Here is a 17,366-nt window from a genome sequence, read left to right on the forward strand (position 1 = left end):
GCGTCAAGCACGCACCACGGGTGGCTCCGCTCGGTAAAACGGTAAATGAGCCAGCGAGCGGAGAAGCCATCAACCGCGCAACAGCACACCCAGATTCTCTCGCTCCCAGCGCAGCGCCGCGGCGTAGTGAGGGTACGTCCGCTCACGCTCCCGGAAGGCGCGCGGATGGTGGACGCGACGCCCGCCGCGCCCCGTGCTGGGGAAGAGCTGGTGCAGCATCTCGTGGAAGACGATGAACTCCACGAAGAAGGCCGGCACCTCCGGCCTGTCCAGTGCGGGATGGATGCGAATCTCCCGCGTCTGGTGGTCATAGACCCCCAGTCGGATGGACTTGCGCCGGCGCCTGGGCGGCATGCGGCCCCAGCCGATGCGCGCCTGGATGTTGTCGCCGAAAAAGTTGGCGTTGACCCCGTTGTAAAGCGCCTGGAGGTCGAAGCAGCGGCCCAGCGGATTGAGGTCCGCGTCCGACTCGCGCCGCACCTGTCGGATGCGCGGCTGCTGTCCACGAATGTACTCGTCCAGGAGCACACCCGCGGTGCGGTGGCCCCGGCCCGCGTAGTCCGCCACCGCGCGCACCACGGGCTCCGGCGCGTCCAGGAACATGTGGTGCAACCGCAGCTGCAGCGCGTTGCCTCCCCGACGGAAGGACACCATGGTGGAGCGGTTGTCCGTCACCGCCAGCTTCACCGGCATCCCCAGCTCCGCGCTCAGCCGCCACGCCAGCGACTCCGCCCGGTTCCACATCTCCTCCCGGGAGGAGGAGACGGAGAGCATGCGCGGCGCCTCTTCCACCGCGCGATGGCGCGGCGGGGGAGGACGGGGCGGCGGGGGGGGACGAAGCGCGGACTCGAGCTCCAGGGACGACGCCAGCGTGGACTCAATCTCCAGCGAGGACGCCAGCTCGGACTCGAACTGCGACGCGGAGGCCAGCGCGGACTCAATCTCCGACGAGGATGTCAGCGCGGACTCCAGCTCCGACAGCACCTCCGGCGCACGAGGCTCCGCGGGCACCGCCGTGGCCCGACTGGCCGCGGAGAGGCCGCGTGGGAACAGGGACATCTGACGGAGAAGCTCGGAGGTCACTCGCCACGCATCGTACCCAGCAACCTTCCATACTCAAGGCCGCTGGCCACCGCCCGCCTGCCCTCCGTCAGCCCGTCAACCGCGCCACGCCCTCATGCGTGCTGGATTCACACTCCAGGGGCAGCATTCGTCACGGAGCGGGCACCTCGGTATGACGAGACTTGAGCAGTCGCTCCAGCCGCTCCGGCTCCATGCGCACCACGAAGGTCTTCTCGCGCGTGTACGTCACTTGACCGTGCGCGGCCCCCTTCACCTTGCGCACGAACTTCACCTGCACGTAGCTCACCTCGCCGCGCGGCTCGCCCTTCGCCCCCGAGTGGTGCAGCGCCAGGTGCGCCGCGTCCAGCAGCACCTCCTGCCCCGGCTCCTGCCCCTTCTCCAAGGGAAGCACCACGTGACTGCCCGGCACGCCCCGCGCGTGGAACCACAGGTGCCAGGGCCGGGCCACCTTGAAGGTGAGCGTGTCGTTGTCCTCGGAGCCCCGCCCCACCCAGATGCGCGCCCCCGCGTGGCCCACGTACTCCTTGAAGGGCCGCCCCTCCGGCGTCGCGTCGCTCCCCGCGGAGACGTGCAGCACCTCCACCTGCGCGAGCAGCATCGCCTCGTCCATCCGCTCCACCTGCTCCAGCGCCGCCTGGGCGTGGGCCACCTCGCGCGCCAGCTCCGCCTCGCGGTGGCGCGCCTGCTCCACGCCGCGCAGGAGCCGGCGGTACTGGTGGAAGTGCCAGTCCGCCTCCTCCTTCGGCGTGCGCTTGGGGTCCAACGTCACCGCGACGTCCTGGGGACCTTCCTCCGTGTACTCGGTGAGCGTCACCTGGGTGGCGCCGCGCTTGAGGCGGAAGAGGTTCTGCGCGAGCAGCTCTCCCAGCCGGCGGTGCTTCTCCGCCTCCGGCCCGCGCCCCGCCTCCGCCCTCACCTTCTCCAGCGTGCGCGAGGAGCGCTTGAGCCGCGCCCGGTACGGCTGCGCCAGCCGCCGGCGGATGGACTCCGCGCGACTGGACTGGTCCTTGGCCCCGAGCAGCTTCTCCGCCGCGTGGGAGTAGGGAAGGGAGTCCCCTTCCTCGGGCACCAGGCGCGAGGGCGACTGCCGCGCCTTCTCCAGCGCCTGCGCCGGCTGCGCCTCCGGGGGCGTCCACGCCGCGCCCGGGTAGAGGTTGCGCTTGGGGCCGAGTCCCTCTCCCGAGAGCATCAACACCCGGCCGTGCTCGCTCAGGATGAGCAGTCCGCCCGGAGCGCCCAGCTCCATCACCAGACGGCGGCGCACGTCCTCGCGCTCGAAGTCCAGCTCCACCACCCGCTCCGCCTCCCGGTAGCGCGCGCCCTGGAGCTTCGCGCCGGTGAGCTCGTGGCGGAGCCAGCGCTGGAAGGGGGCGGGCTCGCCCGGCGTGGGGAAGCGCGACTCGGCGACGGACACCCGGGACAGGTCTCCCTCGGCGCACAGACAGAGGAGGAGGGAGCGTCCGGGGACTCGCAGCTCCAGGTAGCAGAGCCTCGGGAGCGGACACCACGCCTTCTGGGCCACGGCTCCCGTCAGCTTCGCGCCCACCTCCGCCACCACCTGCTCCAGCTCCAAGGGACGCAGCGACATGGGGGGACTCCTGTCCGGACAAAAGAAAAACGGCCCGGCGGGTCTCGCCGAGCCGTTCACCGGACGTCAACCGCCGTCCGCGAATGACGACGTACTTCTCAGGACTCCGGGGTCGCCGGGGCCGCCGCCGCCTTGCTCTTGCGGGCGGAGGACTTGCGGGCGGTCTTCTTGGCAGCCGGCTTCCGGCTGGTCTTCTTCGCCGCGGCCTTCTTCGCGGTCTTGCCAGCCGTCTTGCGGGTCGTCGTCTTCTTCGCCTTCGCGGACTTCGCGGCGGTCTTCTTCTTAGCGGCCATCAGAACCCTCCATGTGATTTGGCCTCGTCAAGCGAGGCCCTGCACTCTTCTTCATGGAAGTGAGTGCTTGAAGTGAATGGTACGGGCGACACACCAGTGTGTCAACGCATGGTGATGTATTGCATCGCGCGGCGAGGCCGATTTTTCGGCATCGGGCGATGCCGGAGGCCGCGAAAGGCGCTTCGCGGGCACTTTCGAGGCGCCGCGCGAAATCGCGCGCGAGGCCGATTTTCCGGCTCCGGACGCGACGGGCACCTTCGCGACGAGCACCTCGCGAGCGCACTGTCGGCTGCCGCGCAAAGCGCCGACACGTTCGCGGAACTTTTCGCGATGGAGGGCGGCGTCTACGGTGCGCGGCCACGATGCGGACCCCTGAAGAGACCTTCCCCACCCACTTCACCTTCGGCGTCGCGACGTCCGCGTACCAGGTGGAGGGCGGAATCGAGAACGACTGGGCGGAGTGGGAGCGCGCGGGGAAGCTCAAGGAGCCCCATGCGCGTTGCGGGCGGGCGGTGGACCACTGGCACCGCTACGAGGAGGACTACGCGCTGGCGAAGGCGGTGGGCGCCACCGCGTTCCGCATCTCCCTGGAGTGGGCGCGAATCGAGCCGGAGCGCGGCCGATTCGACGAGGCGGCGCTCGAGGCGTACCGGGAGCGGCTCCTGAAGATGAAGGCCCACGGCCTGCGGCCCGTGGTGACGCTGCACCACTTCACCCACCCGTCCTGGTTCCATCGGGAGACGCCGTGGCACCTGCCCCAGAGCGTGCCTACCTTCCGACGGTACGCCCAGCGGTGCGCGGCCCTGCTGGAGGGGCTGGACGCGCTGGTCATCTCGTTCAACGAGCCCATGGTGCTGCTGCTCGGCGGCTACCTGCAGGGGGCCATTCCCCCGGGCATCGCCGACGGGGCGCTCACCATGAGGGCCCTGGAGAACATGGTGCGCTCCCATGCGGCGGCGCGGCAGGAGCTGCTCGCGAAGCTGGGCCGGGTGGAGCTGGGCATCTCCCAGAACATGCTCGCCTTCGCGCCGGACCGGTGGTGGCACCCGCTGGACCGCGCGTTGGTGCGCCTGGCCTCTCCCGCCTACAACCACGCCTTCCATGAGGCGCTGGCCACAGGCCACCTCCGGGTCAACATGCCCGGTGTCGCCTCCACCCGCGTCACCATCCCCGAGGCGCGGGACTCGGTGGAGTTCATCGGGGTGAACTACTACAGCCGCGCGCACCTGCGCTTCGTGCCGCGCCCGCCCTTCATCGAGTTCAAGTACCGCGACACCCGGGGCCGGGGCCTCACCGACATCGGCTGGGAGGACTGGCCCGAGGGCTTCCTCCAGACGCTGCGCGACGTGAAGCGCTACGGGCGGCCGGTGTGGATTACGGAGAACGGCATCGACGACCGCGCGGGCGCGCGCAGGCCCCACTACCTGCACTCGCACCTGGCCCAGGTGCTGGCCGCCCGCGCCGAGGGCGTGGACGTGCAGGGCTACCTCTACTGGAGCCTGCTCGACAACTTCGAGTGGCTGGAGGGCTGGGGGCCGCGCTTCGGCCTCTACCACGTCGACTTCGACACGCTGGAGCGACGCCCCACCCCCGCCTGCGACTACTTCCGCGCCGTGGCCACCCAGCGAAGGCTCGTGGCCCCCGGCACGCTGTAAGAACTACCGGGCCTCAGCCCAGCGCGGCCCGGTAGTCCACGTCCTGCTCTTCATTCGCGGACGCGGAGCGGTCCGTGTCCGCGGAGGCGAAGAAGGCGCGCACCGCGTCCGCCACCGCCTCCGGCGCGTCCATCACGTTGGCGCGCGCGCGGAAGGAGGCGGCCCCCGCGAGGCCATGGGCGTACCAGCCCAGGTGCCGGCGGAAGGAGCGCACCGCGGCCAGCGCGTCCCCGACGAAGGCCAGGTGCGCGTGGAAGTGCTCCAGCACCAGGGCGCACCGCTCCTCGGGCGAGGGGGCCTCTCCTCCGGTCAGCTCACGAAAAATCCACGGGTTGCCCAGCGCCGCGCGGCCAATCATCACGAAGTCGCAGCCGGTGGTCTCCTGCATGCGCCGGGCGTCCTCGGGCGTGCGCACGTCCCCGTTGCCGAAGAGGGGCAGCTCCGGGAAGTGGCGCTTCACGTCGGCGATGACGCTCCAGTCCGCCAGGCCCGAGTAGCCCTGCTCCCGGGTGCGCGGGTGGATGGCGAGCCCCGCGCAGCCCGCCTCCTGGAGGGCCGCGGCCATCTGGAGGTAGTTCCGGGAGCCCGCGTCCCAGCCCGAGCGAATCTTGCAGGTGACGGGCAGGCCGGAGGCCTCGCGCATGGCGCGGACGATGGCGGCGGCGCGAGGCGGGTCGCCCAAGAGCGCGCTGCCCGCCCCGTTCTTCGTCACCTTCTTCACGGGACAGCCCATGTTCACGTCGAGCAGCTGTGCGCCATGGGACTTGCCCACCGCCGCCGCGAGCCCCATGGCCTCCGGGTCTCCTCCATAGAGCTGGAGCGAGTAGGGCTTCTCCACCTGGGCGTCGAAGCGCAGGTACATGAGGGTGCGCTGGTTGGCCCGCATCAGGCCCTGGGAGCTGACGAGCTCGGTGGGGCACAGGGCCGCGCCCATTCGGAAGGCGAGCACCCGGAAGGGCATCTCGGACACCCCGGCCATGGGGGCGAGGACATAGGGGTTCGGGAGGGAATAGGGGCCGAGTCGCAGCATGAAGGCCGGGGAACCTAGCGAAATGGAGAAGGAAGCGGGGAGATGTGCGCTACGGACTGCGCAACCGCCCCTCAACGGTTAAGGTCCGTGCCCATGTTCCGCTTTCGTCTCGGGAGCATTCCCGTCGAAGTCCACCCCAGTCACCTGCTGGTCTCCGGCCTGCTTGCCTATACCTCCATGCACGCCGCGCAGGCCGGCTGGCCCTTCCGGCAGGTGGAGGGGGCCCCCGCGCTGGGACAGGCCAGCGCGGTGGTCGTCTATGTCCTGTCGTGGATGCTCATCGTCTTCGTGTCGGTGCTGGTCCACGAGCTGGGCCACGCCCTGGCCAGCCGCCTGTTCGGCTACCGGCCCAGCATCGCGCTCGTCTGGCTGGGGGGCCACACGCTCCCCACCGATGCCCCCGGCCCGCTTCCCTGGAAGCGGGACCTGCTCATCACCGCCGCGGGGCCGTTCTTCGGCCTGATGCTGGGCATCATCAGCCTGGTGGGCCTGGTGTTCCTGAAGTCGCTGAGCCCCGCGCTCGACTTCTTCCTCCAGACGTTCGCCTACGCCAACTTCATCTGGGCCATCTTCAACCTGCTGCCCGTGCTCCCCTTGGATGGAGGGCGGCTGGCCAACACCCTCACCACCCGGATGTTCGGTCCCCGGCGCGGCATCATCGCGTCGCAGGGCCTGGCGCTCCTGGTGTGCGTGGGCGTGCTCGTCTTCGCCCTGCGCACCGGGTGGCTGTTCGCCGCCATCTTCTTCGTCATGTACGGCATCCAGGCCTTCCGCATGCTGACGGATGCGCTCAACTCCAACGCCCCCTCCGGGGGTGGCAGTCCGCTGGAGGGTCCGCTGGTGGCGAAGCTGCGCGAGGCGAAGATCGCGCTCGACACGGGGCGGCTGGAAGACGCGCGCCGGCTGGGCGGAGTCGTCCTGGAGGGCGGCGAGTCGCTCACCGCGGAGATGGCCAGCCATGCGCACCACCTGCTCGGCTGGGTGGCGCTGAAGGAGGGCCATGGCCGGCAGGCGCTGGACCACTTCTCCCAGGTGCAGGGGCGCCAGGTGGAGCCCCACGCGGTGGCCGCGGCCTTCTCGCTGGTGGGCGACGACGCGCGCGCTCTCGATTGGTGGAAGCAGGCGTGGCAGATGTCCTCGGACCGGACGGTGATGCACGAGTACGCCGGGACGCTGATTCGCCTGGGCCGCACGGAGGAGGCGATGAAGCTGCCGGGCGTGGAGGCCGCGGCGGCGTTCAGCTGCGCCGAGCGCGTGCTGTTCATCCGCGGCGTCTACTCGGAGGCGGCCGCGGTGGGCGAGGCGGCGCTCCAGTACACCCCCAGCGCGAGCATCGCCTACGACGCGGCCTGTGCCTATGCCCGGGCGCGCAACGTTCCTGACGCGGTGCGAATGCTGCGCCGTGCCAGTGAGCTGGGGTTCAAGGACAAGGCGTATGCCGCGTCGGACTCCGACCTGTCGCCGCTGCACGGTCAGCCCGCTTTCGAGGAGTGGCTGACAGAGCTGGGCCAATCCGCGGCCTCCTGACAGAGGCATGACAGGAGGGGGTGTTGATGCGAAGTGAGGCGGCTTCTCTTCGGGGCCGCCCGCTTCAGCTCACGAGGCCCTCTTGCAGACACCCTCTCCTGCTGCTGCCCCGCCCGCGGACAACGAGCGCCTGAACTGGTTCTCGTCCATCCCGTTCTTCGGCGTCCACCTGATGTGCCTCTTCGTCTTCGTCGTGGGGGCGAAGCCGGTGGACCTCGCGGTGTGTGTGGGGCTGTACATCGTCCGCATGTGGGGCATCACCGCGGGCTACCACCGCTACTTCTCCCACCGGGCCTTCAAGACGGGGCGCGTGTTCCAGTTCCTCCTCGCCCTGGTGGGCAGCACCTCCACCCAGAAGGGCGTGTTGTGGTGGGCGGCCAACCATCGCCACCACCACCGGTACTCGGACCAGGAGGAGGACATCCACTCGCCCGTGCAGAAGGGCTTCTGGTTCAGCCACGTGGGGTGGATTCTCTGCGACAAGTACGGGCAGACGCGCCTGGACGCCATCAAGGACTTCGCGCGCTTCCCGGAGCTGGTGTGGCTCAACCGCTTCCACCTGGTGCCGCCCGTCCTGCTGGCCGTCGCGCTCTACTTCATCGGCGGCTTCTCCATGCTGGTGTGGGGCTTCTTCGTCAGCACCACCCTCCTGTGGCACGGCACCTTCACCATCAACTCGCTCAGCCACATCTTCGGCAAGCGCCGCTACAAGACGACGGACACCAGCCGCAACAACTGGCTCCTGGCGCTCGTCACCCTGGGCGAGGGCTGGCACAACAACCACCACTACCACCAGAACACCGCCAACCAGGGCTGGTTCTGGTGGGAGGTGGACTTGAGCTACTACTCGCTGAAGGTCCTCTCCTGGTTCAAGGTGGTGGAGGGGCTGCGGCTGCCGTCGGACGCGGTGAAGTACGCGCACCTCAAGTACTCCGCCGAGGACCGCGCCACCCTGGCCCGGCCCACCCGGTTCTTCGGCGCGGGAGGCGCTCGCGCGCAGCTGGTCGCCGCCAGGGCCGCCGCCGAGGACAAGGTCCGCGGAGCCCTGGCCGCCGCGGCGGAGCACCTCCCCTCCTCGGCACCTACACCGCAGCCTCTGCTCAAGCAGTAATCGCCAGCATGTCTCGAATCCCTCGTGGGTCCGGGACAACCGGGTAGAGTGCCGCGCCCGTGGCGCCCCCTTCGTCGATGAAACCAGCCTCCGCCCCCGTGCGTACCGATGCCGATTCGGCGCGCACACCTGGCGCCGTGGACTCCGACGAGGTGCTGATGGCGCGGTTTTGTGAAGGTCATGCTCCGGCGTTCGACGCGCTCTTCCAGCGTCACTCGCGACAGGTGCGCGGATACCTCACCCGCCTGACGGGCAGCGTGGCCTCGGCCGAGGACCTGGTGCAGCTCACCTTCATGTCGCTGGTGCGCTCGCGCGGCCGGTTCCTGGTGGGCTCGCGCTTCAAGCCGTGGCTGTACGCCATCGCCACCAACGCGGCGCGGGACTTCCAGCGCCGAGGCCGCCGCGGGGAGGAGCTGACGAGCGAGGGGGAGCTGCCCGTGAGCATCCCCGACGACAGCCCCGGGCCGCGCGACGCGGGGCTGGAGCGCGCCGTGCGTCAGGCCCTGGACATGCTGCCGGAGGGTCAGCGCATCCCCATCCTCCTGCACCGCTTCGAGGGCATGGGCTTCGCGGAGATTGCCGATACGCTGGGGCTGACCGAGAGCGCCGTGAAGGTGCGCGCCCATCGGGGTTATGCGCGCCTTCGCGAGCTGCTCGCCACCTTGCATACGGAGACGATGGAATGAACCCGGAGTGTTCACGGGTGATGGACAGCCTGGGTGACGTGCTGCCCCAGGAGCTGACGTCGCACGTGGCGTCCTGCGAGGACTGCCAGGCGCTGACGGGAAGCTTCGACCAGCTCAACGCCTCCCTGTCCGTCACGACGATGACCTTGGAGGCCGCCGCCCCGGGCGACGACGACGGGCAGACGGCGACGTCTCTCGCCGTGGCCCGGCGCTTCGCGCTGGAGACGCTGGCGAAGCAGCCCCAGGCGAGCCCTTGGTGGAGCGAGCTGCTGCTGCTCCTGGGTGTCCACGCGGCGACGGGGGGCGTGGGGTTCGCGCTCCTGACGCTCAATGGGTGGACGGGCCACAAAGACGCGTCCGTCACGGGGGCGGCTGTCGCGCTCCTCCTCCTCGTGGTGATGGGCGCGGGGGCGTACCTGGCCTTCACCCCTCGGCGCAGGACGGTGCCCGGGTGGGCTGTCGCCCTCGCGGTCCTGGGGGTGGGCGCCGCCGTGGTGCTCGCGGGCTCGGGGCAGCAGACGCGGCCGCTCCTGGCGAGTGTGCTCGGGTGCGTGGGCATGGAGCTGGCCGTGACGACGGTGCCGCTGGCCGTCACCCTCGTCCTCTTGTGCCGCTCCGCCTTCCACCCCCTGCGCGCGCTGGCCGCGGGCCTGGCCGCCAGCTCGGTGGGCCTGCTCATCCTGCAGCTGCGCTGCGCCGAGGGCTCCGCGTCCCACCTGCTGTGGGGCCACCTCACGCCCTGGCTCGCGCTGGCGGGCCTCACCGTGCTGCTGCGCCGGCTGCTGCCCACGCGCAGCTACGCGCCCTGAGGGCGCTTGCCTCCCTGGACCCTCCTCTCGTGCCCACGAGGAGGGCCTCCAGCCCGACAAGCTCCGCACATCCATGAAGCTTCCGCGCCCGGCTTGGGTTAGTGGGAGTTCCAATGATTGCCGATGAACCTCCCACTGGGGTGCTGCCCCAGCGAGCGGTGATGGTCCGCGCTCGGGAGGCGCTGAGCCGCTTCGTCCACGCGACGCTTCAAGCCTCCAACCGCCTGCGACTGCCGGGCCCCTCCGTGCTGCCCGTGGCGGGCGCGGTGGTGGGCCTCTACAGCGGCCTGGCCGCGGGCATCTTCGCCAACCTCATCGGCCTGGTGACGGGGCTGACGTTCGGCGCGGCGGAGCTGGCGCACACGCTGCGCCGCAGCCAGCTCCTGACGCTGATGGAGGCGTTCGCGTCGGCGAAGTGGCATCTGGAGTACGCCATCATCGGTGCCCCGCTGGCCGTGGGCGCGCTGCTCCTGGCGCGGGTCATCGAGCCCGGAGGCCCTCGGGACGAGGTGAAGCGGCGGCTGCGGCTGCTCGCGCTCCTGACGCTGGGCGCGCTGTCGCTCTACTACCCGCTGGTGGCGCTGGCGGCGCTCAACAGCGTCTTCGGCCACTCGCATGCCCTGTCGGAGGAGATTCCCTACCTGCCCTGGTGGCTGATGCTGCTGGCGCCCACGCTGGGCGGTGTCGCGGTGGGGCGGCTCCTGCGCGACAGGCCGGAGACCCACGGCCACGGCGTGCCCGAAGTGGTCCGCGCGGTGAAGAGCGGCGCCAACGTGGTGCCCGCGGACCGGGGGCTGCTGAAGCTCGTCGCGTCCGCCATCACCATCGGCAGCGGAGGCTCCGCGGGCCGGGAGGGGCCCATCGTCTACGGCGGGGCCGCGTTCGCGTCCACCGTCGGCCGGGTGCTGGGCTTCAGCCGCAAGGAGCTGTCCATCCTGCTGGCCTGCGGCGCGGGCGCGGGCATCTCCGCGTCCTTCAACGCCCCCATCGCCGGCGCGGTGTTCGCGATGGAAATCATCCTGCGCGAGTTCGAGCTGCGCGTCTTCTCCCCCATCATCCTGGCCAGCGTGGCGGGCACGCTGGTGAGCCAGGGTGTGCTGGGCGAGGCCCCTATGCTGCGCCGCGTGCCGTATGAGCTGGTGAGCGGCTCGGAGGTGCTGGCGTACGCGGGCCTGGGCATCGGCTGCGGCCTGCTCGCCTTCCTCTTCGTGAAGCTGCTGCACGGCGTGGAGCACTTCTTCCAGGGGCGCACGCGTGGGACGCTGTCCCCGTGGCTGGGCCAGAAGCCGCTGCCGTTCCGCGCGGGCCTGGGCGGGCTGTGCGCGGGGCTTTTGGCCTTCGTCAGCCCGACGGTGTGGGGCAGCGGGCACGACTACATCAACCTGGCGGCGGTGGGGAAGCTGCCCTTCTTCTTCCTCGTCATCGCCTGCGTGCTGAAGCTGGTGGCCACGGCGGTCACCATCGGCTCGGGAGGCTCGGGCGGGACGTTCTTCCCGGCGGCCGTCATCGGCGCCATGGCGGGCGGCGCGTTCGGCACGCTGGTGCACTACTTCTTCCCGGCCAGCACCGGCCCCAGCGGCGCCTACGCGCTGGTGGGCATGGGCGGCGCGGTGGCGGCCCTCAACCGCGGCCCGCTCACCGGCATGATGATGATGTACGAGCTGAGCGGGAACCACGACATCATCCTCCCGCTGATGGTGACGTGCACCATCGCCTCCGCGCTCTGCCACTACCTCATCGAGCGCAAGGCCCCCAAGGTCCCCAGCGACGCGGACCTGCTGGAGTCCACGCCCGTCCACGCGCTGATGGAGCACATGGCCCCCGTGCCCGCGGGCCTGCCCGTGCGTCCGCTGGCGGACCTGCTGCTCACGTCCGAGACGGGCGCGCTGCCCGTGCTGGACACCGCGGGCGAGGTCTACGGCCTCATCCAGGTGCAGCAGCTCCGCGAGGTGTGGCACGACGAGGCCATGTACCCGCTGCTGGTGGCCAGCGACCTGGCGCGCAAGCTGCCCGTGCTGTCCCCCGACGCGGACCTGGCCCACGCGCTGCGCCTCATGGACCAGGAGGACGTGGACGCGCTGCCCGTCGCGGCGGCCTCGGGCATCGCCACGCGAGGGCTGCTCACGCGCGTGGCCGTGCGGCGGTTCCTCTTCGCCCAGCATGCGACGGAGCACGCGCAAGGCAGCCCGCCCGTCGGCGCGACGGAAGTCACCCGCTGACGCGAAGGTCCGGTGTCGTGGCCACCCCACTTTCATGGTGGGTGGGCCGTCCTGGTCGCCGCGCGGGTGATGCGCGATGCTGGGGCTTCCGGAGGCGTCCTTGGAGCTACTCCGCGCAACCCCAGCCGAGCACCCGCTGCTGCGCAACCTCTACCCGCTCTACCTGCACGACTTGAGTGAGTTCGGGGTCGGCTACCGGCTGGACGCACAGGGGCAGTGGGAGCCCAACTCCCTGGGCACGTGGCTCTCGCCCTCCCCCGAGGTCCACCCGCTGCTCCTGCGCTGGGAGGAGCGCACCGTCGGGTTCGCCTTCGTGGCCCAGGCGCCCTTCCCGTACATGACGCCGGGGCGCGACTTCCGGATGAGCGAGTTCTTCATCCTGCGCGGAGAGCGCGGCTACGGCCTGGGACGGCGCGCGGCCATCGCCATCTTCGAGCGCTTCCAGGGCGTGTGGGAGGTGTCCCAGCTTCCCGCGAACCAGTCGGCCACGTCCTTCTGGCGCAAGGTCATCCGCGAGTACACGCAGGGCCAGTTCGAGGACACGCTCGTGGATGACTCGCCCGCGCAGGTGTTCGACAACCGCGGACGGCCACCGCTGGCCCTGGCGCCCCCGCGCCGGTGAGCGCGGGGGGGCGACTTCGCGCCTACTGCTTGGACTTCGCCTCGGCGGCGGGCGCCTTCGGAGCGGGCGGCGTCTCCTTCGCGGCGGCCGGCGCGACGAAGGGCGAGGCGGGCTTGGCCTGGCTGCACGAGGTGATGGCGCTCGAGGGGTCCACGGCGTCACCGCCCGAGTCCACCTTGAGGACCTTGCGGCCCTCGCCGACGACGAAGGTGTAGCGCTTGGAAATCGTCGCGACCGGCATCTTCACGTCGTAGGACTCGACGACCTTGCCGTCGGGGTCCGGGATGAAGGGGAACGGCGCCTTCAGGTCCGCCTTGAAGCGCGCGAGCGTCTCCGCGTCGTCCGTGCTGAAGGCCAGCACCCGGCCCTGGAGCTTCTCGATCTCCGAGTGCCGGGCCGTGTACGCCTTGAGCTCCTTGGTGCAGCCGCTCGTGAAGGCCTTGGGGAAGAAGGCGACGATGACCGGGCCCTGCTTCACCATCTCCGACAGGATGTAGACCTTGCCCTCGGTGTCCTTCACCGTGAAGTCCGGGGCCGTGTCCCCGACGTTGGGCGTGGCACCGCTGAGCAGACCTGTGAGCAAGAGGGGAATGAGCATGCCGCCGATTTGAGCGGAAGCCCTCCCGCACAGGCAAGCAACACCTGAGGCCCGGTTACCGAGCCTCGCCCATGCGGGCCCACACCGCGGACGCGGCCTCGCGCGCCTGCTCGGAGACCACGGAAGGATTCACCGACAGCGGCCGGCGTGCCCACATGCGCCACACCCCCTCCACCATCACCGCCTCCACGTGCCGGCTGCCCAGGCCGAACACCACGTGCCACGCCAGGTTCTCCCCGGTGAGCGGCGTGGCCGGCAGGTAGTCGAGCACCAGCAGGTCCGCGAGCGCGCCCTCGCGCATGGGCCCCACCGGCATCCCGAAGTGCTGGGACACCATGCGGTGACCGTTGGCCAGATAACGAAGCACGTCGATGGGCTGCCCCGCCTCGCGCGAGCGCAGGTACGCCGCCTGCGCCTCCGCGAAGAGGTCCGCGGACACGCCATCCGCGCCCAGCGTCGCGCGCGCGCCGAACTTCAGCGCCGGCGCGTAGCCCACCTCCAAGCCCTGGTTGGCGCGCGGCGTGTGGACCATCCACGCCCCCGTGGCAATCACCTGCGCCAGCTCCGCCCAGTCCAGGTGCCCCACGTGCGCCAGCTGGCACTTGGGCGACAGCAGGCCCAGCTCCAGCAGCCGCGACACGGGCGAGGCGCCATGGCGCTCGGTGGAGAGCCGCTCATCCAGCGGGTCCTCCGCGAGCGGCAGGTGCATGCCGGAGTGGGTCGCCTTGAGCGCCTCCACCAGCCCTTGCAGCGCGTCCGGCCCCAGCGTGAAGCCAGGGCCCGCGCCCACCTGTCCTCGGAAGCGTCCCTGCGCCTTCTGCGCGAAGCCCACCGTCTCCTCGAGCCCCTCCTCGCGCACCACCGCGCCGGAGCGGTCCGACACGGCGTAGGCGAGCACGCCTCGCACGCCCACCTCGTGGAGACCTCGGGCCAGGCGCACCAGCGAGCCCGACACGGCCTTCGGCGAGGAGTGCAGGTTGCACACCGTGGTGGTGCCGCACTGAAGCGCCTCGAGTCCTCCGGCACAGCCCGCCACCTGGACGGCGTCCAGGTCCAGCGCGTCCTCGTAGGGCCAGAGGCCCTTCTCCAGCGTGTCCTGGTAGGTCTCCCGCACCACGCTCGGCATGCCGCGCGCCAGGATGGCGTGCAGGCGGTGGTGCGCGCTGACCAGGCCCGGGAAGACGAGCTTGCCGGACAGCGCCACCACCTCGTCGTCGGGGGTGGTCTCCAGATCCGGACCGCGCGCGACGATGCGCTCCCCTTCGATGCGAAGGTCCACGCGCTCCACGACCGCGGGCTCCAGCTCGACGACGTAACCACCCTTGAGGACGGTTCCCAACATCCCTCCGAACGAAGAACGAAGCGCGTGGCGGGTCAGCGACTCGCGAAGTTAACACTGCCCCCACCGCATCGCGCGAGCGTGCAGATGCGTCACATACCCTGCGTAGGATTCATCGCACCATGCGCGATGAAGGCGCCTCACGGCGGAATGTCGCGGGGTCGAACTCACCCCGGCGCACCTCATCCACCATCCGCTCACGGCCTCCCCGCGTGCGGGCGCGAGCGCGAGGGCCGCGCAGCGTCCCGACTTCGCGACAGCGCGGCACCCTGATGAACAGCCGTTCGCGGCGCCCGCGATACAGCTCGCTTCACCCCTGGACGCGCAAGCACCCAACGGCCACGGGGAAGGCGAAGAACGGCGCGGCCCCCGAGGGCCGTGGTGGAAAACCGAGCCCCGTCCAGGAGCGGGCAGGCAGGCCCCCTCGAACTTCTGAGGGGGCGCATGGGCGGGCTCTCCACATAGACTGGCCCCATCTTGGAGTCGGGTCCAAACACGTACTGGGTCGGCCGCTATCGGCTGTCCGCGCGTATCGCGACGGGCGGCATGGCGGAGGTGTACCTGGGACGACGCTTCGAGGATGACGGCCAACGCGGTCCCGCCGTCGCCGTGAAGCGCTTGATGCCGCACCTGGCCTCGGACCGGCGCGTCGTCCAGATGTTCCTCAACGAGGCCCGCATCACCGCCCAGGTGAGGCACCCCAACGTCGTCGCCATCCTCGAGCTGGGCATGGAGGGCACCGAGCCATTCATCGCCATGGAGTTGCTCGAGGGGCGCTCGTTCGCGGAGCTCCGTCAGGAGGCCGCCGAGCGCGGCCAGCGTGTCCCCCTGGGCATCACCCTGCGCGTGCTCGTGGATGCATGCCGGGGGCTCGACGCGGCCCACCGCGCCGTCGACGAGTCGGGCCGCCCGCTGCGCATCGTCCACCGCGACTTCACCCCGGACAACATCCACGTCGGCGTCAACGGCGCGGTGAAGGTCATCGACTTCGGCATCGCCAAGGCGGAGACGCTGGGCGCCGGCACCGAGCCCGGGGTCCTCAAGGGCAAGTTCTTCTACATGTCGCCGGAGATGATCGCCGGCAAGCCGGTGGACCACCGCGCGGACCTCTTCGCCGCGGGCGTCATGTTGTACGAGCAACTCTGTGGCCGCAGGCCCTTCACCGGGATGACCGCCGAGGAGGTCCTCGGCCGCATCGCCGAGGGCCGCGCCCGGCCGCCCACCGCCTTCGACCCCTCCGTCCCCGCCGGGCTGGAGCTGGTCTGCCTCACCGCGCTCCAGCGAGACCCCGCCGCGCGCTTCGACAGCCTCGAGTCCTTCATCGACGCCATCGAGGCCATCGGCGGCCCCGCGGAGGTCGCCACCGGCGAAGCCGTCGCCGCGTACGTGGACACCCTCTTTCCGCCCGACCGGGACCCCAAGCGCCAGGCCCTGCGCCGCGCGCGCATGGCGGACCCGTCTCACGGCGGAACCCCTCCAGGCCCTCGCCGCTTCGACCCCCACGCCGCGCCGCATGACGCCATGACGGTCCCCGCCGCGTGGTCCCACATCATGCTGCCCGACGCGGGCGCGGCCCCGTCCACGAGAGCCCCGACGAGCGCCCCCACCTCCTCGGCCCCCGCGCCCGCGAGTGCCCCCCCGCGTCCCACGGACTCGACACCTCCCACGCGGAACGTGTCCGGCATCGGCGAGGGAGGCCCCGCGCGGGGACGCGCCTCCCGGCTGGGCCGCGTGCTGCTCACGCTGCTCGGACTCGGCGCGCTGGGCGCGGGCGCGGCGTGGCACTTCACGCGCCCGGGGGCCTCTCCCTCGGAGCGGCTGACCCAGGCGCAGACGGCCGACACCGCCGCCGCGAAGGTGACGCTGCTGTCCGGCCTGGAGGCCGACCCGCGCGCCACCGCCGAGGAGCTCTCCCGCGCCGCGGCCCTCTTGATGGAGGCCGGCGCCTTCCCGCAGGCCGTGGAGGTGGCGGAGACCTTCACCACGCGCTTCCCCAAGAACCTGGAGGCCCACCTGCTCGTGGCCCGCGCCGCGACGGAGCTGAACCGGGGCAAGCGGGCGGAGCGCGCCCTCGACGAGGCCCTCACGCTGGCCCCCAAGGACCTGCGCCCCTCGCTGATGCTGGCGGACCTGCGCGAGCGGCAAGGGGACCTGTCCGGCGCCGTGGCCGCGCTGGCGAAGGCGCACGCCCAACAGCCGGGCTCCTCTCGCGTGGCGCCTCGCTATGGCCTGCTGCTGTCGCGCAGTGGCCGGCTGGACGAAGCCTCCACCGTGCTCACCGCCTGGACGCGCGAGCACGACGACGCGGTCAGCCTGGCGGAGCTCGGCTTCGTGCGCTTCCGCCAGGAGCGCGTGGACGAGGCCGCGTCCCTCCTCAAGCGCGCGGTGCGCAAGGATGGCCGGCTGGCCGTCGCGCACTACTACCTGGGGGCCGTCCTCTTCCGACAGGGCGACAGCACGGGCGCCGAGCGCGCCTACCTGGAGGCGGACAAGCTCGCCCCCGAGGACCCTCGGGCCCTGGCCGCGCGCTGTCAGCTCCACGCCCATGGCGGCAACACCACGGCCGTCGCGGAGCTGAAGCGTACGCTGGCGGAACGATTCCCCACTCAAGCCAACGTCCTGGCGGCGGAGTGCAAGGCGGGGAATTAGCTTCCCCCCATGCACCCTGGGTTCCCACTCGCCCTTCCCGTCCTGGTCGGAGTGTTCCCCGGAGAACGCCACCGCATCACGGCGCACCTCGCGGAGGGGCGACCGCATGACGCTGCCTCGCCAACCCCGGCCCCGTCCCTGACTCGGAGCAACTTCC

The 17,366-nt window shown here is 71.0% G+C and carries 14 protein-coding genes; 8 read left to right on the top strand and 6 right to left on the bottom strand.

Going from position 1 to position 17,366, the window contains the following annotated elements; genetic code table 11:
* Positions 1 to 69: 69 nt before the first annotated feature.
* From MYSTI_RS34355 to MYSTI_RS34365, 3 genes are all read right to left on the bottom strand, one after another.
* Entirely contained in the window at positions 70 to 774 is a 705-nt protein-coding gene (locus MYSTI_RS34355; RefSeq protein ID WP_420811529.1) for a hypothetical protein, read from the bottom strand.
* Between the two features lie 439 nt (positions 775 to 1,213).
* Complete coding sequence (locus MYSTI_RS34360; RefSeq protein ID WP_015352447.1) at positions 1,214 to 2,671, bottom strand: NFACT RNA binding domain-containing protein; 1,458 nt, start codon at positions 2,669 to 2,671, stop codon at positions 1,214 to 1,216.
* Between the two features lie 98 nt (positions 2,672 to 2,769).
* The gene (locus MYSTI_RS34365) at positions 2,770 to 2,964 is read right to left on the bottom strand and encodes a hypothetical protein (protein WP_015352448.1); all 195 of its coding nucleotides are present in this window, start codon (positions 2,962 to 2,964) and stop codon (positions 2,770 to 2,772) included.
* A gap of 362 nt (positions 2,965 to 3,326) precedes the next feature.
* Here MYSTI_RS34365 and MYSTI_RS34370 point away from each other — a divergent pair, with 362 nt between their 5' ends.
* Entirely contained in the window at positions 3,327 to 4,619 is a 1,293-nt protein-coding gene (locus MYSTI_RS34370) for a glycoside hydrolase family 1 protein (RefSeq protein ID WP_015352449.1), read from the top strand.
* 13 nt (positions 4,620 to 4,632) lie between these two features.
* On the opposite strand, the gene dusB is transcribed toward MYSTI_RS34370, so the two are convergent.
* The gene (gene dusB, locus MYSTI_RS34375; RefSeq protein WP_015352450.1) at positions 4,633 to 5,649 is read right to left on the bottom strand and encodes a tRNA dihydrouridine synthase DusB; all 1,017 of its coding nucleotides are present in this window, start codon (positions 5,647 to 5,649) and stop codon (positions 4,633 to 4,635) included.
* A gap of 93 nt (positions 5,650 to 5,742) precedes the next feature.
* Between dusB and MYSTI_RS34380 the strand changes: the two genes are divergently transcribed.
* The 6 genes from MYSTI_RS34380 to MYSTI_RS34405 all read left to right on the top strand — a co-directional run bounded on the left by MYSTI_RS34380 (position 5,743) and on the right by MYSTI_RS34405 (position 12,623).
* On the top strand, positions 5,743 to 7,176 hold the full coding sequence (locus MYSTI_RS34380; RefSeq protein ID WP_015352451.1) for a M50 family metallopeptidase: 1,434 nt from the start codon (positions 5,743 to 5,745) through the stop codon (positions 7,174 to 7,176).
* 82 nt (positions 7,177 to 7,258) lie between these two features.
* Positions 7,259 to 8,287 carry an acyl-CoA desaturase gene (locus MYSTI_RS34385; protein WP_015352452.1) on the top strand — a complete coding sequence of 343 codons (1,029 nt, stop codon included), beginning with the start codon at positions 7,259 to 7,261 and terminating at the stop codon, positions 8,285 to 8,287.
* Positions 8,288 to 8,445: 158 nt separating this feature from the next.
* Positions 8,446 to 8,973 (top strand): RNA polymerase sigma factor, encoded by a 528-nt coding sequence (locus MYSTI_RS34390; RefSeq protein ID WP_044900864.1) that lies wholly within the window; start codon positions 8,446 to 8,448, stop codon positions 8,971 to 8,973.
* Positions 8,970 to 9,782, top strand: a complete 813-nt coding sequence (locus MYSTI_RS34395) for a hypothetical protein (protein WP_015352454.1) — start codon at positions 8,970 to 8,972, stop codon at positions 9,780 to 9,782. The genes MYSTI_RS34390 and MYSTI_RS34395 overlap by 4 nt, the downstream gene beginning before the upstream one ends.
* Before the next feature lie 113 nt (positions 9,783 to 9,895).
* The gene (locus MYSTI_RS34400) at positions 9,896 to 12,001 is read left to right on the top strand and encodes a chloride channel protein (protein WP_015352455.1); all 2,106 of its coding nucleotides are present in this window, start codon (positions 9,896 to 9,898) and stop codon (positions 11,999 to 12,001) included.
* 100 nt (positions 12,002 to 12,101) lie between these two features.
* Complete coding sequence (locus MYSTI_RS34405; RefSeq protein WP_044900866.1) at positions 12,102 to 12,623, top strand: GNAT family N-acetyltransferase; 522 nt, start codon at positions 12,102 to 12,104, stop codon at positions 12,621 to 12,623.
* Between the two features lie 22 nt (positions 12,624 to 12,645).
* Here MYSTI_RS34405 and MYSTI_RS34410 read toward each other — a convergent pair whose 3' ends face one another.
* Positions 12,646 to 13,221: a peroxiredoxin gene (locus MYSTI_RS34410; protein ID WP_015352457.1), complete on the bottom strand. Its 576-nt coding sequence runs from the start codon at positions 13,219 to 13,221 to the stop codon at positions 12,646 to 12,648.
* Between the two features lie 55 nt (positions 13,222 to 13,276).
* Complete coding sequence (locus tag MYSTI_RS34415) at positions 13,277 to 14,560, bottom strand: amidohydrolase family protein (RefSeq protein ID WP_015352458.1); 1,284 nt, start codon at positions 14,558 to 14,560, stop codon at positions 13,277 to 13,279.
* A gap of 477 nt (positions 14,561 to 15,037) precedes the next feature.
* Between MYSTI_RS34415 and MYSTI_RS34420 the strand changes: the two genes are divergently transcribed.
* Positions 15,038 to 17,209 (top strand): serine/threonine-protein kinase, encoded by a 2,172-nt coding sequence (locus MYSTI_RS34420; protein WP_015352459.1) that lies wholly within the window; start codon positions 15,038 to 15,040, stop codon positions 17,207 to 17,209.
* The last annotated feature ends 157 nt before the right edge of the window (positions 17,210 to 17,366 follow it).

The organism is Myxococcus stipitatus DSM 14675, assembly GCF_000331735.1.
Taxonomy (GTDB): Bacteria; Myxococcota; Myxococcia; order Myxococcales; family Myxococcaceae; genus Myxococcus; species Myxococcus stipitatus.

What these genes read in the sequence shown, in the direction of transcription:
- MYSTI_RS34400 (WP_015352455.1), top strand. Translation starts at nt 9,896, where the DNA reads ATGATTGCCGATGAACCTCCCACTGGGGTGCTGCCCCAGCGAGCGGTG.
- MYSTI_RS34360 (WP_015352447.1), bottom strand. Translation starts at nt 2,671, where the DNA reads ATGTCGCTGCGTCCCTTGGAGCTGGAGCAGGTGGTGGCGGAGGTGGGC.
- MYSTI_RS34365 (WP_015352448.1), bottom strand. Translation starts at nt 2,964, where the DNA reads ATGGCCGCTAAGAAGAAGACCGCCGCGAAGTCCGCGAAGGCGAAGAAG.
- MYSTI_RS34410 (WP_015352457.1), bottom strand. Translation starts at nt 13,221, where the DNA reads ATGCTCATTCCCCTCTTGCTCACAGGTCTGCTCAGCGGTGCCACGCCC.
- dusB (WP_015352450.1), bottom strand. Translation starts at nt 5,649, where the DNA reads ATGCTGCGACTCGGCCCCTATTCCCTCCCGAACCCCTATGTCCTCGCC.
- MYSTI_RS34370 (WP_015352449.1), top strand. Translation starts at nt 3,327, where the DNA reads ATGCGGACCCCTGAAGAGACCTTCCCCACCCACTTCACCTTCGGCGTC.
- MYSTI_RS34395 (WP_015352454.1), top strand. Translation starts at nt 8,970, where the DNA reads ATGAACCCGGAGTGTTCACGGGTGATGGACAGCCTGGGTGACGTGCTG.
- MYSTI_RS34355 (WP_420811529.1), bottom strand. Translation starts at nt 774, where the DNA reads ATGCTCTCCGTCTCCTCCTCCCGGGAGGAGATGTGGAACCGGGCGGAG.
- MYSTI_RS34380 (WP_015352451.1), top strand. Translation starts at nt 5,743, where the DNA reads ATGTTCCGCTTTCGTCTCGGGAGCATTCCCGTCGAAGTCCACCCCAGT.
- MYSTI_RS34390 (WP_044900864.1), top strand. Translation starts at nt 8,446, where the DNA reads ATGGCGCGGTTTTGTGAAGGTCATGCTCCGGCGTTCGACGCGCTCTTC.